The organism is Polaromonas sp. P4_F4 (assembly GCF_056401355.1).
This window is the reverse complement of record NZ_JBFUJO010000003.1, coordinates 221,099-236,675: the sequence shown is the minus strand read 5'-3', so window position 1 is coordinate 236,675 and position 15,577 is coordinate 221,099. Positions and strand designations below refer to the sequence as shown.

Annotated in this window: 14 protein-coding genes and 2 pseudogenes; 8 read left to right on the top strand and 8 right to left on the bottom strand. The window is 64.8% G+C overall.

The features are described 5' to 3' along the window. The first annotated feature begins 22 nt into the window (after positions 1 to 22). The 8 genes from AC1DUR_RS05400 to AC1DUR_RS05365 all read left to right on the top strand — a co-directional run bounded on the left by AC1DUR_RS05400 (position 23) and on the right by AC1DUR_RS05365 (position 9,056). Positions 23 to 409 (top strand): DUF488 domain-containing protein, encoded by a 387-nt coding sequence (locus tag AC1DUR_RS05400; RefSeq protein WP_477719139.1) that lies wholly within the window; start codon positions 23 to 25, stop codon positions 407 to 409. Between the two features lie 17 nt (positions 410 to 426). Next, a complete protein-coding gene (locus tag AC1DUR_RS05395; protein WP_477719138.1) occupies positions 427 to 1,023 on the top strand; it encodes a hypothetical protein in 597 nt (198 codons plus the stop codon). Between the two features lie 244 nt (positions 1,024 to 1,267). Continuing rightward, a complete protein-coding gene (locus AC1DUR_RS05390) occupies positions 1,268 to 1,903 on the top strand; it encodes a LysE family transporter (RefSeq protein ID WP_477721424.1) in 636 nt (211 codons plus the stop codon). 53 nt (positions 1,904 to 1,956) lie between these two features. After that, a complete protein-coding gene (locus AC1DUR_RS05385) occupies positions 1,957 to 2,817 on the top strand; it encodes a creatininase family protein (RefSeq protein ID WP_477721423.1) in 861 nt (286 codons plus the stop codon). An 84-nt stretch (positions 2,818 to 2,901) separates the two neighbouring features. Beyond that, positions 2,902 to 4,437, top strand: a complete 1,536-nt coding sequence (locus AC1DUR_RS05380) for an ATP-binding protein (RefSeq protein WP_477721422.1) — start codon at positions 2,902 to 2,904, stop codon at positions 4,435 to 4,437. Further along, a complete protein-coding gene (locus AC1DUR_RS05375; RefSeq protein WP_477721421.1) occupies positions 4,434 to 5,120 on the top strand; it encodes a response regulator in 687 nt (228 codons plus the stop codon). The genes AC1DUR_RS05380 and AC1DUR_RS05375 overlap by 4 nt, the downstream gene beginning before the upstream one ends. A 207-nt stretch (positions 5,121 to 5,327) precedes the next feature. Continuing rightward, positions 5,328 to 7,205, top strand: a complete 1,878-nt coding sequence (locus tag AC1DUR_RS05370; RefSeq protein WP_477721420.1) for a potassium transporter Kup — start codon at positions 5,328 to 5,330, stop codon at positions 7,203 to 7,205. Positions 7,206 to 7,694: 489 nt separating this feature from the next. Then, positions 7,695 to 9,056: a PQQ-dependent sugar dehydrogenase gene (locus AC1DUR_RS05365; protein WP_477721419.1), complete on the top strand. Its 1,362-nt coding sequence runs from the start codon at positions 7,695 to 7,697 to the stop codon at positions 9,054 to 9,056. 147 nt (positions 9,057 to 9,203) lie between these two features. Here AC1DUR_RS05365 and AC1DUR_RS05360 read toward each other — a convergent pair whose 3' ends face one another. From AC1DUR_RS05360 to AC1DUR_RS05325, 8 genes and pseudogenes are all read right to left on the bottom strand, one after another. Then, a complete protein-coding gene (locus AC1DUR_RS05360) occupies positions 9,204 to 10,382 on the bottom strand; it encodes a hypothetical protein (protein ID WP_477721418.1) in 1,179 nt (392 codons plus the stop codon). Between the two features lie 78 nt (positions 10,383 to 10,460). Next, positions 10,461 to 10,913 (bottom strand): annotated as a pseudogene (locus AC1DUR_RS05355) (histidine phosphatase family protein); the annotation flags it as partial. A 225-nt stretch (positions 10,914 to 11,138) separates the two neighbouring features. After that, positions 11,139 to 11,345: pseudogene (locus tag AC1DUR_RS05350) on the bottom strand (histidine phosphatase family protein); the annotation flags it as partial. 110 nt (positions 11,346 to 11,455) lie between these two features. Further along, positions 11,456 to 12,463, bottom strand: coding sequence for a threonine dehydratase (locus AC1DUR_RS05345; RefSeq protein WP_477721417.1), 1,008 nt, complete (start codon positions 12,461 to 12,463; stop codon positions 11,456 to 11,458). Between the two features lie 58 nt (positions 12,464 to 12,521). After that, on the bottom strand, positions 12,522 to 13,160 hold the full coding sequence (locus tag AC1DUR_RS05340) for a LysE family translocator (protein ID WP_477721416.1): 639 nt from the start codon (positions 13,158 to 13,160) through the stop codon (positions 12,522 to 12,524). Between the two features lie 45 nt (positions 13,161 to 13,205). Further along, a complete protein-coding gene (locus tag AC1DUR_RS05335) occupies positions 13,206 to 13,922 on the bottom strand; it encodes a VOC family protein (RefSeq protein ID WP_477721415.1) in 717 nt (238 codons plus the stop codon). 3 nt (positions 13,923 to 13,925) lie between these two features. Then, on the bottom strand, positions 13,926 to 14,921 hold the full coding sequence (locus AC1DUR_RS05330) for a PhzF family phenazine biosynthesis protein (RefSeq protein WP_477721414.1): 996 nt from the start codon (positions 14,919 to 14,921) through the stop codon (positions 13,926 to 13,928). A gap of 22 nt (positions 14,922 to 14,943) precedes the next feature. Then, on the bottom strand, positions 14,944 to 15,564 hold the full coding sequence (locus AC1DUR_RS05325; protein WP_477721413.1) for a glutathione S-transferase family protein: 621 nt from the start codon (positions 15,562 to 15,564) through the stop codon (positions 14,944 to 14,946). Positions 15,565 to 15,577 lie beyond the last annotated feature (13 nt).

Genomic DNA, 15,577 nt, shown 5'->3' with positions numbered 1-15,577 from the left:
ACGCCGAACCGAGGGGATACACATGGTCATTCGTGTTGTCAGGCTGGGTAGCGCGCGACTCGAGGATGAAGGCACCCGCATTGGCACGGTCCGCCGTCCGCCACGCGGCGTTCCCAAAGAGGCGTTTGCTGCGCAGAACTGGTACGACGTCTGGTTCCCCAACCTGGCGCCCAGCGTCGACACCATGAAGTTTTCCCAGCAGGCCACAACGCCGAAAGAATGGCTTTCCTTCATCAAGAAGTACCGCACCGAAATGGCCACACCCGACAACAGCCGGACACTCGATCTGCTTGCCACGCTGTCGCAGCACGCCAACTTCTCCGTCGGGTGTTATTGCGAAGACGAATCGCATTGCCATCGTTCCGTATTGCGTGCGCTGCTCGCCGAACGCGAGGCCAGGTTGGAATAGTCCGCGCGTCGAGCCACATGACGCCCAGCCCTTCCATCGACTGGCCTGCGTGCATCGTGACGGCATTCGACTTCGTGGGAACGAAGGGCGACGCGGCAAGCGGTCGCGCATCCTTGGCGATGATCGAGATGCATCGGTTCGCGGTCGAGAAGATCAATTCAGGCTTGCCACACCACAGCCACGGATACGTCTGGAATGACTCGGTACTGCTGCTCTCGTACAACACGACGCCGGCGCACACCAGGCTGGCGGTTCTGCATGAGCTGAGCGAATTCAAGCGCGCGCTGGAGCTTCAGTCCGGCATCCGTACCTATGCCATGGCGGTCAGGGGGCGCACCTTCCCGGACGACACGCTGACCACCCCTGTCTTCCAGGGCTCACCCGCCGGGCAGCCGCGTGCCATAGTGCTCAAGACGTCGAGCTGGGCCATGGCCAACTGCTTTCTCATTGAAAAAGCACTCAAGCGGCACAGGGCCGACTGGTATATCGACAGCCGGATCACCCGGGGAACGGGGCTTCCTGAGCCTTTCGCCACGGAGTTGGTCTCTTTGCTCCCAAAGAACGAAGAGAGAAGCATCAATATGTACAAAGGGTTCTTTGATGTCGAGGGCTGACCCCTCGCCGTCCTTCGCCATGTGCGGGTTTGAATTTATCAGCGCCTTGTGCTTCTATCCCGTGCGTGGCGCGGGAAAAAGAGGCTGTTGAATGATTAGCAAAATAACTGGCGCCGTTAAATTTTCAGTGTTCGGGCTGAGCCTGTCGAAGTTCTTGCATGCGTGCGATGCACGGCAAGTACATTCACGGCAACGTTTCATTGTCTTGGGGATAATGGGTTTCCCCTTCCGAAGAGGTCTCTTCATGCTCTCAACTCTCCTTGGCATCTGGTTTCTTCACGTTGCTGCGCTGCTCAGTCCCGGTGCCAACGTGCTGCTGGTGTCTCAGCTGGCGGCGAGTGATCGTGCGCGAAGCGCGGCATTCGCGGCGATGGGCGTCACTGTCGGCGCTTGCATATGGGCCAGTTGTGCGGTGCTCGGCGTGCACGCCTTCTTTCAGGCATTTCCCCAGTTGCGTCTGGCACTTCAAATCGCTGGCGGGTTGTACTTGCTGTATGTCGCCAGTCGCCTGTGGCGCTCCAACAGCATGGCCTTGAACGGGCGTGCCACGTCAGCCTCTGCGTTGGCAGCCTTTCGTCTCGGTTTTCTCACCAACATCACCAATCCCAAGGCGGCACTGTTCTTCGGCAGCGTCTTTGCTGCGTCGTTTCCAGCTGAGCCGGGCCTGCTTCTTCAGGTGTCGGCGGTCGCAATGGTTGTGGTGAATGCGCTGTGTTGGCACCTGCTGCTCGCCTACATGTTCTCTCGCGAGCGAGTCCGAAGCGCCTATTCCCGCACACGACATGTCGCCAACCGCATCGCGTCGGTCATTGTCGGCGCTCTGGGGCTTGGCCTGCTGGCTGCCTCGTTGCGCGAAGCGAGGTCGCAGGCTGTTTCATAGGTGGTTGAAGCCGGCCCCTTCAGCCGCCGTCGAAATGCCCCCAAAATACGCCCATGAACCCTGCAACGCCCACCCTGGCCGTCCCCATCGCTGCCTCCCGTTTCTGGGCTGACCTCAAAAGTCCCGACTTTGCGCGGCTCGACATGGCCCGTGCCATTGCCGTGCTGCCGGTCGCGGCGATTGAGCAGCACGGCCCGCACCTGCCGCTCAATGTGGATGCGACGCTGGTGGAGGGCGTGATTGCCGCCGCGCTGCCGCAGTTGCCTGCGGATTTGCCGGTGCTGTTTTTGCCGACGCAGTCGGTTGGTTTCAGTCCCGAGCACACGCGCTTTGCGGGCACGCTTACCTTGAAAGCCGAAACAATCATCCAGCTCTGGACCGGGATCGCCGAGTCGGTGGCGGCGACAGGCGTTCAAAAACTCGTGCTGCTCAACTCGCACGGTGGTCAGGTGGGGCTGCTGGATGTGGTGGCGCGTGACCTGCGGGCGCGCCTTGGCATGCTGGTGTACAGCGTGAACTGGTTCAACCTGCCTCTCGTCAACGAGCAAGGGGATTCCGTGGCAGACCTGTTCAGCGCGCAGGAGCATCGCTTTGGCATTCATGCCGGCGAGATTGAAACGTCCATGATGCTGGCCCTCAAGCCCGATCAGGTGGATATGACGAAGGCGCGGGACTTTCATTCCACCTCGCAGGACCGGGCCGGGAAATTCAGCATCCTGGGCGATGGCCGCAGCGCCAAGCTGGCCTGGCAGATGCAGGACTACAACCCGCAGGGCGCGGTGGGCAATGCCGCTGCGGCCACTGCCGACAAAGGCCGTGCGCTGCTGGGGGCTGCAGGTCGCAGTCTGGCGCAACTGTTGGGGGAGATAGACCAGTTGCCGGCCGATACCTTGAGCACCAAGACCGCGTTCTGACGCCCGACTCGAACCGGGGCGGGCTTGTCCGCGTCTGCGTTCCTTATACGTTCCTGATGTGCCCGGTGTTACGCTGATCGCATGATGAATGCTCCAACGGTCCGGGAAGGCGGTGTCGCATCAGCCCGAGGCTGGGTCACGGTTGCGCTGCTGCTGGTGGCGGCCACGCTTGTCAGCATGTTGCTCGACCAGCATGTGGCGCTCATGAGCCAGGCCATGGTTTATGTGCTGGCCGTCGTCATCGCCTCGTACAGGCTGCGCTGGATCGAATCGGCTGTTTGCGCGGTCGGCGCCGTCACCGCATTGAACTTCTTTTTTGTGCCGCCGCGCTGGACGCTGGTCGTCGAAAATCGCGAGCTCTTCATCGGGCTGGCGACCATGCTGGTGCTGGCGCTGGTCATCAGCCATCTGGCGACGCGTCTTCGGCGCGAGTCGGAGATGGCCCGCCAGAGTGAACGGCGGGCGCGCCAGTTGCAGGGCTTGTCCACCGACCTGGCCAGCGCGGCGTCACCGGCGGAAGTCCTGTCGCTGGGGCGGCAGGCGCTGGACGCTGCCTTCGCCGGGCCTTGCACCCTGATATTGGCCAATGAGCCGCAGGAGACGCCCGATGCGGCCGCGCAGCCGGCCCCCGTGCTCGATGGCCTGCGCTGCTGCATGACCGAGGCTGCCGTGCTCGGGCCGGGAACCGGACGCTGGCCGGGGCTCAATGCCTGGTACCTTCCGCTGGGCGACAAGGAGCGCACTGTTGTCGGCGCGGCCTGCGTTCGTCCCGCGCTGTCTGGCGATACGGACGGCCGGGAGCATGCGCAGGCGCTGTGTGCCTTGCTGGCGCAGTCCCTGTGGCGGCTGCGCCTCAGTGCCTCGGTCGCCGAGGCGCAGGGCGAGATGCAACGCCATCAACTGCAAAGCACCTTTCTTGCCGCGGTGTCGCACGATCTGCGCACCCCGCTGGCCGCGATCGTGGGCGCCGCATCGTCCCTGCAAACCCAGCGCGACCGGCTGCCGTTGCCGGATCAGGACCGGCTGCTCGACAGCATTGTCAATGAGGCGTCCTACCTGACCGAGGTGACGGAGAACACCCTGCAATTCGTGCGGCTGTCGAGCTCGGAGCAGGCACTTCGCCGCGATTGGGAGTCCATCGAGGAGATCGTCGGCGCCGTGCTGGCGCGCGTGCGCCAGCGTGACCCGCAGCGCCGCATCAAATCCAGAGTGGCGAGTGGCTTGCCGCTGGTCAGGGCGGACCCGGTGCTGCTCGCCCAGATGCTGGGCAACCTGCTCGACAACGCGCTGAAATACAGCGATGGCAGCATCGACCTGACAGTCGGTGCGCTGGGTATGGAGGGCGGGGCGGGTGCGAGCGTCAACAGCCAGGAACTGGAGATCGCGGTGAAAGACCGCGGACCCGGCGTTGCCGAGGCAGATCAGGAAACGATTTTCGAGCCCTATGCGCGCGGCGAGCAGTCCGGCCACCGGGGTGCCGGACTGGGCCTGGCGGTATGCCGCGCCATTGCCGCCGCCCATGGCGGGCGGCTGACGCTCAGGCGCCGCAGTGGGGGTGGCAGCTGTTTCACCGCCAGCCTGCCGATCGAGGCCCAACCTGCCGGGAAGGAGCTGCCATGACCCTGCGGGTGCTGGTCGTGGAAGACGACCGGGAAATACGGGCGCTGATGCAGTCATCCCTCGCCGTCGAGGGTTTTGACGTCCAGACCGCGGCCTCGCTGAGCGAGGCCGGCGCGCTGCTGCGCCATGACCCGCCCGATGTCATTATTCTCGATTTGGGGCTTCCCGATGGGGATGGCGTGCAACTGGTGCGCGAAGTGCGCCGGCACAAGTCGGTGCCCATCATCGTGGTGTCGGCCCGCCATCAGGAGGCTCAGAAGATCGCGCTGCTCGATGCGGGGGCGGATGACTACCTCACCAAACCCTTCAGCGTGGGAGAGCTGCTGGCACGCATCCGGGTTGCCTTGCGGCATCGCGGCACGGCGCTGGCCGCCGCCGTGACGATACATGAGCTGGACGATCTGCGCATTGACCTGGCGGCGCATGTGGTGCAGCGCGCCGGTGAAACCCTGCATCTCACGCCGACCGAATTCAAGCTGCTGGCGCGCCTGGTGCGCAGCGCCGGCCGCGTGGTGACGCACCGGCAACTGCTGGTCGATGTCTGGGGTCCTGAATTCACCGAGCACACGCATTACCTGCGGCTGTACATGGCCCAGCTGCGCGCAAAAATCGAGCAGGACCCGGCCGAGCCGCGGCATCTGCTGACAGAGACCGGGGTGGGCTACCGGCTGGCCGACGCCTGATTCCATTTCCAGATCAAACGTGCACTTTGTCGGCCCGCCTTGCCGTGCTACAGCACTGTCTGCGGCGAGCCTTCGCGTTCACGCTTGATCTGGAAACGGAATGAGTCGGCGCAGGCTCTGAGGACGGCGCTTGTCCGGTGTCATCCTTATGCGTTCCTGATGCAGGCACGGCGATAGTGCAGTCCTGTTCTTCATCGATCGCTTTCAATGAATCAAATTTCGCAGAGGCAGGGGGTGGCCGCGCTCACCCTGGGCGCCATTGGCGTGGTGTATGGCGACATCGGCACCAGCCCGCTCTACACCATGAAGGAAATCTTCAGCCCGGCCACCGGTATTCCCCTGGATGCCACCCATCTGATCGGCGCCGTGTCGGTGATATTTTGGGGCCTGATGATGATCGTCACGCTGAAGTACGTGCTGCTGATCCTGCGTGCCAGCAACCGTGGCGAAGGCGGCATCATGGCATTGACGGCGCTGGCGGCCCAGGCCGCCGGCAAGACGCCGGGGCGGCGTACCGCACTGCTGCTGACCGGGGTGCTGGGTGCGGCCCTGTTTTACGGCGACAGTGTGATCACCCCCGCCATTTCGGTGTTGAGCGCGGTCGAAGGGCTGGAGGTGGTGGCGCCGGGGCTGAAACCTTATGTGCTCCCCATTTCCCTGGCGGTGCTGATGGGGCTGTTCATGGTGCAGCGCCACGGTACCGGCGTGGTGGGCAAGCTGTTCGGCCCGGTCATCGTGCTCTGGTTCGCCGTGCTGGCGTTCACGGGTGTCGTGCAGATCATGCAGCAGCCGGCCATCCTGGCGGCGCTCAACCCCTTGCGCGCCGTGGCGTTTTTGCATGCACAGGGGTGGCACCTGTTTGTCGCGGTCGGCGCCATCGTGCTGGCGTTCACGGGCGTTGAGGCGCTGTATGCCGACATGGGGCACTTTGGCAAACGGCCCATCCAGCTCGCATGGATGGGCCTGGTGCTGCCCGCCCTGGCGCTCAATTACATGGGCCAGGGTGCGCTGCTGATGCGCGACCCTTCGGCGCTGGAGAATCCGTTTTTCCGTCTGTACCCCCAGGCCTGGCTGATTCCTGCCGTGCTGCTGGCGACCTGTGCCACGGTGATTGCTTCCCAGGCGGTGATTTCCGGCGCCTACTCCATGACCAGGCAGGCGATTCAACTCGGCCTGCTGCCGCGCATGCAGGTGAACTACACGTCGGCCAGGGAAGCCGGGCAGATCTACATGCCCGAGGTCAACTGGATCCTGCTGGTGGCGGTGTTGCTGGCCGTGGTGGGCTTCGGCAGTTCGTCTGCGCTGGCGGCAGCCTACGGCATCGCGGTGACCATGACGATGCTGATCACGACGGTGCTGACCTTTTTCGTCGTCCGCCATGGTTGGGGCTACCCGCTGCCTGTAGCGATTGCCGCCACCGGGGTGTTCCTGGCGCTGGATACCGTGCTGGTCATCGCCTGCTCGCTCAAGTTCTGGCAGGGCGGCTGGTTCCCGCTGGTGCTGGGCGTAGCCATTTTCACGGTCATGGCGACCTGGAAACGCGGACGTGAATTGCTGATCGAGAACATCCGTCAGGACGACCCGGAACTGCTGCCCTTCATCACCAGCCTGGCGAACGACGACATGCACCGCACCCCGCGCACGGCGGTGTATGCCGTCGCCAACCCGGACACCGTGCCGCAGGCGCTGCTGCACAACCTCAAGCACAACCAGGTGATACACGAGCGCAACCTGATTCTCACCGTGGTGTTCCACGAGGTGCCCTGGATTCCGTTCGAAGAGCGCGTGCAGGTCACGCCGCTGGTTCCGGGTTTCTGGAAAGTCCAGGTGAATTACGGCTTCAAGAACACGCCCGACATTCCACAGGCCCTGGAACTCTGCCGCACCCAGGGGCTGGCCCTCAATCTGTTTGAAACGTCGTACTTCCTGAGCCGTGAAACGGTCGTGCCGACCAGGGGGGCCGGCATGGCCCATTGGCGCGAAGCCCTGTTTGCCGCCATGTCCCGCAATGCGGGCAGCGTGGTGGGTTTCATGCGCCTGCCCAATAACTGCGTCATAGAACTGGGAACGCGGGTGCAGATTTAGGGCCTCAAAAAACAAGGCCCCAGGCCGGGGGTAACCTGCCTGGAGCCTTGTGCTGCGGGCCTGACCGGTAAGCCCTGCCGCAGTGTGACTCAATTATCGGGTAGCCACTGCCGAATAATTTGCTGGATTTGCTGGGTTATTTCCAAAATACGGAATTTAAATTCTAAAAAACCGGCTAAATCAGATGAATTGTCTGCACTGGAAGATTGAGGCAAAAAGTCCTTCATGTTTTGCGGACGAATTCCCCCTCCAGCCAGCCGTCGGCTACGCGCAGGGCCTGGGTGGCAGACGGAGAAGGCAGGTCACGCGGGAAGCAAAACCCTGACATTGCGCCGCGCGGGCGGCTGACAGGCTAGGCCACCCAAAGGACGGATAGTCAAAACGCCCGCTTCAAGGCCTTGCGCGGGGCGTTTTTACATCGGCGCAAGCAGGCGTCCATCTGGGCGTCTACCTGCCGGGTAAACACCGGTTTTAAAGGAGGGCTGATTGATGCAGTCGCTGATTGTTCCTTTCCAGCGGCACGTCCACCTGAAAGCGGTGCTGCGCGGTGCATGGGCCTGCCTGCTGCTGGGCGGTCTGGCCGCCTGTGGTGACGTGACCCGGCTGCCGCCTTCCGCAGACATGGGCGCCAACCCGACGCTGCCCAAGCCTGCGACCCGCCTGATTCCCACCGTGAACATAGCGCCGGCCAAAGGCTGGCCGGCCGGCGTGATGCCCACGCCCATGGCCGGCTTGGCCGTCACCGCCCTGGCTTCCGGCCTGGACCATCCGCGCTGGGTCTATGTGCTGCCCAATGGGGACGTGCTGGTGGCAGAAAGCAACGCACCACCCAAGCCCGAAGATGGCAAGGGCCTCAAGGGCATGATCATGAAATGGGCGATGAAGCGGGCCGGTGCCGCGGGCCCTTCGGCTAACCGCATCACTTTGCTGCGCGATGCCGACGGCGACGGCCAAGCCGAGACCCGCACGGTGTTTTTGCAAGACCTGAACTCGCCGTTTGGCATGGCGCTGGTGGGCGATACGCTTTACGTGGCCAATGCCGACGCGGTGGTACGCTTTCCCTACCAGAGCGGGCAAACCAGCATCGCTGCTACGCCGGTCAAGGTGGTGGACTTGCCGGGCGGCCCCATCAACCACCACTGGACCAAGAACATCATCGCCAGCGCCGACGGCGGCAAACTCTATGCGACGGTGGGCTCCAACAGCAATGTCGGCGAGCGCGGCATGGCGGCTGAAGAAGGCCGCGCCGCGATCTGGGAGATCGACCCCAAAACCGGCAGCTACCGCGTGTTTGCCTCGGGCCTGCGCAATCCCAACGGCATGGGATGGGCCCCTGAAAGCGGCGCACTCTGGACGGTGGTGAACGAGCGCGACGAGATCGGCAGCGACCTGGTGCCCGACTATCTGACCTCGGTGCGCGACGGCGGGTTTTACGGCTGGCCCTACAGCTACTACGGCCAGCACGTGGATGCGCGGGTACAGCCGCCCCGGCCCGACCTGGTGGCCAAAGCCATCGCACCCGATTACGCGCTGGGTTCCCACGTTGCGCCCTTGGGCCTGGTTTTCTCCAGCGGCCAGGCCATGCCGCCGCTGTTGGCCAGCGGCGCATTTGTCGGCGAGCATGGTTCCTGGAACCGCCAGCCGCACAGTGGCTACAAGGTCGTGTTCGTGCCCTTTGTGAAGGGCAAGCCGGCGGGCCTTCCGGTCGATGTGTTGACCGGTTTTCTGAGCGCTGACGGCGAGGCCTACGGCCGGCCCGTGGGCGTGGCCATGGACCCGCGCGGCGCGCTGCTGGTGGCCGACGATGTCGGCAATGTGATCTGGCGCGTCAGCGGCATGCCGGCGAAGTAAGTGCCAGCAAGGAGACCTTGCTGGCAAAACAAGGCAACCAAGGCAACCAAGGCAACCAAGGCAACCAAGGCAACCAAGGCAACCAAGGCAACGTATGGCCCACGTCGCCTTCAATCGCGTTGACGGGCCGGACTGAAGCGACGCGGTTCAGGCGGGCGGCAGCACCAGGTCGGCCGTCTCCGGGCGGATCCAGCGCGGGTACTCGCGCGAGGTGTCTATGCAGCCACCCGACTGGTACACCCCCTTGGGCTCCCGCAGGCGCAGCATCAACTCCAGGATTTGCGCCGCCTGGGTCGCGTCGGCCAGCGAGTCTTGCACGCGGGCTTCGACAATGTTTTCGTCGATCTTCAACTCGCCGGCTGCATCCGTGTAAGTGGCATGGCGCCAATGAAACAGCTCCAGGCATTTGGATGTCAAGGTGTAGGGCTGCTCCCGTTTCCAGAAATTGGTGAAGAGCCCGCCGCCCAGATAAAACACCCAGGAGCCCTCATAGCCCGTCACATCGGATGAGTGCGGGTCCGGGTTGCGAAACCACAGGCGGTCGCCCGGCACGTAATACCGGGGCGGCAGCGGCGCCTCCATGGAGCCGTATTCGCGCAGGAACACGTCATGGAACTGACCCGACATGATGGCCCGGCGCTCCCACTGCTGCTGCAGTTGGTGCAGCAGTGCCGGATTGCTGCGCTCGAGCTCCTGCGCAATCGCCAGCAGGATCACGTATTCGGTGGCCCGGTAGCACGAAAAGGAGTACAGCTTGCCCGAGTCCTCCGGTTGGGTGGCTTTCTGCAGCGCCGCAATCAGGGCGTGGCCCGGCCGCACGGTAAAGCCCCGTCCCTCGGCGTAGGTCCAGCAGTCGTGCGGCCGCTCCGCCTCGCTGGTGTGAAAGGCCAACGCCGTCTTGCGCGCGGCCAGCACGATGTTGCGGCGAATGCGCACCGCCGACGCGAGCTCTGCATGGCTGGGAAACGAAAATCCCACCGGGCTCAGCAGCATGGCCAGCAGGATTTCCCGGTCCAGGTCGTCGTTGCGCTGCCCGGTATCGAGTTGCAGGTGCTGGTTCAGGCCGGTGGTGTCCAGGCCGGGCGCCCAGCGGTCAGCCAGGTCGGCCCGCAGATGAACGCTCTGTTCAACGCCCTTGTTGTCCGGCGACGGGCGCACGGGCGTCATGTCGACGTAGCGCTGCAGGCCGAGGTGCACCAGCTGTTCCTGCAGGCTGCGGCTGGCCGCTGTGAGCGCCTCGTTGGTTTCGGTGTGGAGGCGGATGCCGCCGGGGCGGGGTCCGGGGTCGGGTATGAGGTGGGGTGCGGGAAGAGGGTCGGCGCTCATGTTGCCGCAGAGTATCCGGGCTGGCGGCAGATCCGGCAATACCGGGAAAACACCGCATGCCAGCCGGCCTCCGCGGGCTCAGGCGTAGGTTATCCAGCTGGCGTATTCGGGCCCCTCCAGGTGCGGCAGCGTGTTGTAGGTCACCAGCATGTGGCGCTTGGGCGTGAAAGCGAATTCAGTGACGGAGCAGTTGCGGATACGCAGGTTCAGCTCGATCGTCGTTTCCGGGCTGGTGCCCAGCACATGGCCCACCGCAGTCGCGATCGGCCCGCCGCTGGAGACCAGCAGCACATTGCCCTCGCAGTTTTTTCGGACGTGGTCCAGCGCGCTGGTCACGCCAACCACAAAGTCGTTGTAGCTGGGCATGCCCCGGGGGCTGACGACGCCGGCCATCCATTGGGCCAGGCCGTCGCGCAGCAGGCGAAAGTGGCTGCGGTACATCTCGGGCGAAGTCGGCTTTTCGAGCTTGTGCGGGTGAATGGTTTCAATGACCGCATGGCTGTCGTATTCGTTCAGGCCTGGCCAGAGGAGATGGGCCCCCACGCTTTTCACTGCGTGTAATGCGCTGCCCCCCGGGGGGGCGCTGCGCCTGCGGCCCGGCAGAGCCGGTTCCGCGGCCCCGGCTGGAGTGGGATGGCCCTCACGTTCGCTCACTGAACTCCGTTCGTCCTGAGCCTGTCGAAGGATGCCCCCCAAAGGGGCTGAACTTGCTTGGGGCGACCCGTCGCGGCGTTCGGCTCCGTCTGGTATCGCAAACTCCACGCCCATGCCCTGGCAGATTCCGGCAAATGTCTGGATCTGGCGATTCAGGGTGCCGGTCAGTGCGGCGTCAAACGTCACGCCCCGCTGCTGGAAGTATTCGCCCAGGCGCACGCTTTGCTGGTGCCCCATCGCACTGAGCACATCGTAGTCATCGGCGCCAAACGAGGCCTGGCCATGGCGCACGAGGTAAAGGGTTCCCATGGCTGAAATTTAGGCCAGACGGGCGCCGGAGCGTGTCCCAAGGGCGACGGGGAGGTGGCGGGGTGATACCGGGGTGACACGGACCCGCCGGCGGGTCCGTGCGGGTGGCGCTAACCGGCCGCGAGCACGCTGGCCAGCGTGGCGCTGTCCACATTGCCGCCGCACAGGGTGGTGCCGACCACCTGTCCCTTGAGCTGGCTGCGCTCCTGCATGGCGGCGGCGAAGCTGGCCGCCCCGGCCCCCTCGGCGACGTTGTGCGTGTCCGCATACAGATCGCGCATGGCCTGCGCGACCTCGTCATCGGTGACCTGCACCACGTGGTCGATGTGCGGCGCCATGAGTTCAAGCGCTTCCGGGTCCGCGATGCGGCAGGCCATGCCGTCGGCCAGCCGGGTTGTCACCGGCGCCTCCACCACGCGGCCTGCCGCCAGGGAGTCGGCGTAGGTGGGGGCGTGCGCGCTCACCACGCCGACGATGCGCAGGCTACGTCCGAGCGCCAGCTTGGCGGCAATGGCCGAGCAGCCCCCGGAGCCCTGGCCAATCGGCACGTACACCACATCCAGCTGCGGCACGGCCCGCATGAATTCCCACCAATAGGTGCTCACGCCGCGCAGCAGGTCAGCATGAAAGCTCGGCACCATGTGGGCGCCGCGTTCGGCGGCCAGCCGGATGGCGAACTCGCGGCTCTCCTGGAAGTCCTGGCCCTGCTCGATCAGCGTCGCGCCCAGTGAACGCATGGCTGCATTCTTTTCGAGCGAATTGCCGTGGGGAACAACGATGGTGCAGGCCACGCCATGGGCGCGGGCGGCCCAGCCTATGCTCTGGCCGTGGTTGCCCCGTGTGGCGCTGATGATCTCACGAGGGAGCATGCCGCTTTTTTCCAGCGCGTCAAAGTAGGTTAGCCCGCCGCGAAGCTTGAAGGCGCCGACGGGCGTGTGGTTCTCGTGCTTGATCCAGCAGTCGGTGCCCAGCCGCTCGCTGGACAGGCCCCAGCGGTATTGCGGCGTGGCCTGGAACTGCCGGTACACCACGCCGGCCGCCTCTTCGATGGCGCGCAGCGAAGGAAGGGCATCGGCCCGCGGGGTGACCGCGGGCGCGTCGTGCAGCGCGGTGCTCATGGCTTAAGCTCCGCACTACGCGCTGCGGTGCCATTCGCCTTGGGAGCGGCCCGGCGGCTCATGCCGCGGCCCGCTTCTCGGACAGCAGGCGTAGCGCCAGCAAGCCCAGCACGCTACCCATCACATAACGCTGCACGCGCATCCAGCGGCGGTTGCGGTTCAGGAAGCCGGCCATCCCGGCCGCGAAGCAGATGAGCACCGTGTTGACGCCGGTGCTGATGCCGATTTGCACGGCGCCCAGGCTCAGGCTTTGCAGCAGCAGTTCGCCGCGTTCCGGATGCAGGAACTGCGGGAAGAAAGACAGGTAAAACATGGCCACCTTCGGGTTGAGCAGATTGGTCATGAAGCCCATGAGGAACAGCGTGCGCGGCGTATCGTGCGGCAATTCGCGCGTCTCGAACGGCGCCAATCCACCCGGCTTGACAGCCTGCCAGGCCAGCCACAGCAAATACATCGCGCCGGCCAGCTTGATGGTGTCGAAGGCCAGCGGAACGGCCAGCAGCAGGGCTGTCAGGCCGAATGAGGCGGCCAGCAGGTGAACCACAAAGCCCAGCACGACGCCGCCCAGCGAAATGAGCCCGGCACTGCGGCCCTGACACAGGGTGCGCGAAATGCAATAAATCATGTTCGGCCCGGGCGTGAGCACCAGCACGAGCGCAGCAAGTGCAAACCAGGCGAGTTCCTGAACAGTCAACATGGCGTTTCTCTTTCTCTTCTCTTTACTCTTTACTTTTGCCACGCCTTAAATGCCCATGGACTCCAGCGTGACGACACCTCGCGGCGTTTGCAGCGTGGCGATGAGATTGGGGGAGCCCTGCACAACCTCCACGCCGGTGAGTCCGATGGCCTGGTAGCCTGCTCGCAGCGCATCGGGCCGCGGGTGGCTGGCGTGCAGTGACTGCAGCGTGACGCCTGAGGAAGCCATGCTGTGCGTCGGGTGGACCGCGCCCCACTGGATCAGCGTCGGCAGCGCGCCGTAAAAAAGCCGCTGGCCGTCGTTGCGCACGGTGATCTTCCAGTCCAGCAAGCCCTGCGGTGTCATGCGCGAGGCTTGCAGTACCTCGCCCCGGTCCAGGCCCAGGCGGGCCAGCGCCCGCACGCCGGCCTGTGCCTGCGTCGTGCTCGCGACAAAGTGCGCCAGTTGCGGCCCGTGCTTGGCTAGTTGCAGCTGCAGCTCCCGGTCATCCAGGTCAAACCAGCGCTTGGCACCGGACGTGCGGGCACAGGGGGCTCCCGCGTGGATGGCCATGATTTCGAGGTAGGTCTGCGGATAGGCCGGTGAGGCCACGGTGAAGAGGCGGTTGTGCGTTCCCATCAGCGCATGCTCGCCGCCCGGCCCGGGCGAGATGCCCAACAAGGCTTCGCACCATTGCACGCCTTCGGCCAGGCTGGCCGCCATCACCACCAGGTGGTCGACCTGCGACGCCAGGGGCTGGGGGGCATGGGCCGCGATTTTCATGATCTACAGCATGACCTGGCCGGTGATGCAGGTCACCGATTCACCGCCGACCCACACCTGCCCTGAGGCATCGCGCTCGATATGAACCTGTCCCGCGCGGCCCAGGCACACCCCTTGCGCGGCCAGATAGCGCTCGGGCACATGACCTTCCGCGATCAACCACTGCGCCAGGCCGGCATTGAGGCTGCCGGTCACCGGGTCTTCGTTGATGCCGATGGAGGCGACAAAGGCGCGCACTTCCAGGTCCGGCTCGGCGCTGGCCGTCATGGAGGTCATCGAACGCAGCGAAGGGCCGCCCCGAGCAAGTTCAGCCCCCTTGGGGGGCAGCGCAGCACACGCAGTGGCAAGCGTGGGGGCCACAAAGGCTTGCGCTTCGCGGTTGGCTCGGGCGATCAGCGACGGCGTTTCCTCGGGTTGGTAGACGGCCGCCACGCCGACCTTGGCGTCCAGCTTTTCAAGCTCCAGATGGTTAGGCGTGAGCTGCAGCACGGTTTCCGGGCTGTCCAGCAGCAGGCCGAGCCAGACCGGCCCGTTGTCGAGCAGCTGCGCGGCAAGAATCTGCGGCGCTTTCACACCGAGGGCGGCGGCGACCTGGGCCAGCAGTGCCGGGCTGGGCGCGGAGCGTTTGAGCGGCGGCGCTGCGAAGGCCAGACGCGCGCCTTCGCGCCGGATTTTCACCAGGCCAATCTTGCATTCCTGCACGATGAAGTCCTGGCTGCGCGGCTGTCCACCCGCCTGCAGCCAGCTGTGGCAGCTGCCCAGCGTGGGATGGCCGGCAAAGGGCAGCTCGCCGCCGGGCGTGAAGATGCGCAACCGGTAGTCCGCCGACGGGTCGGCTGGCGGCTGCACGAAGGTGGTCTCCGACAAATTCGTCCAGCGGGCAAAGCGCTGCATCGTCTCGTCATCGAGGCCGCTGCCGTTGAGCACCACGGCCAGTGGGTTGCCGAAATAAGGCACTGGGGTGAACACGTCAACTTGTTGAAAGGGTCTGGTTTTCATGGTGTGGGTCCGTTTGAAGGTGTCAGGACAGTGCTAGGTCCAGCACGCCCTTGCTGGCCTGCCGGGCGCGGATGCCCGCATACCAGCGTTCGAGGTTCGGCCGGCTCTGGCGCGGCTGCGGCAGGCCGAACCAGCGGTGCACTTCGCAGGCCAGTGGAATGTCGGCCATGGAGAAATGCTCGCCGGCCATGAAGGCACGCTGCGCGAGGTGCCGGTCCAGCGTCGCCATCAGGGACTCGACTGCGGCGTTCGACTCGGCAATCACCGCCGCGTTGCGCTGCTCCGCCGGCGTGCGGATCAGCTGCCAGAAGCCGGGGCGGCTGGCCGGGTTCAGCGTGGTTTGCTGCCAGTCCATCCAGCGCTCGGCGTCAAAACGCGCGCGCAGGTCGGTGGGGTACATCTGGCCTGCCGAGTGTTTGGCGCACAGGTAACGCACGATCACATTGGACTCCCACAGCACGAAGTCGTCGTCCTCGATCACGGGCACCGTGGAGTTGGGATTCAGCCGCACATACTCGGGCGTCTTGACGATGCCGAACAGGCCGCCGGCATCGGTGCGCTGAAAGTTCAGCCCGAGCTCTTGCGCGGTCCAGATCACTTTCTTGACATTGATGGAGCTGATGCGTCCCCAGATATGCAGCATGCTGAATGTCTTT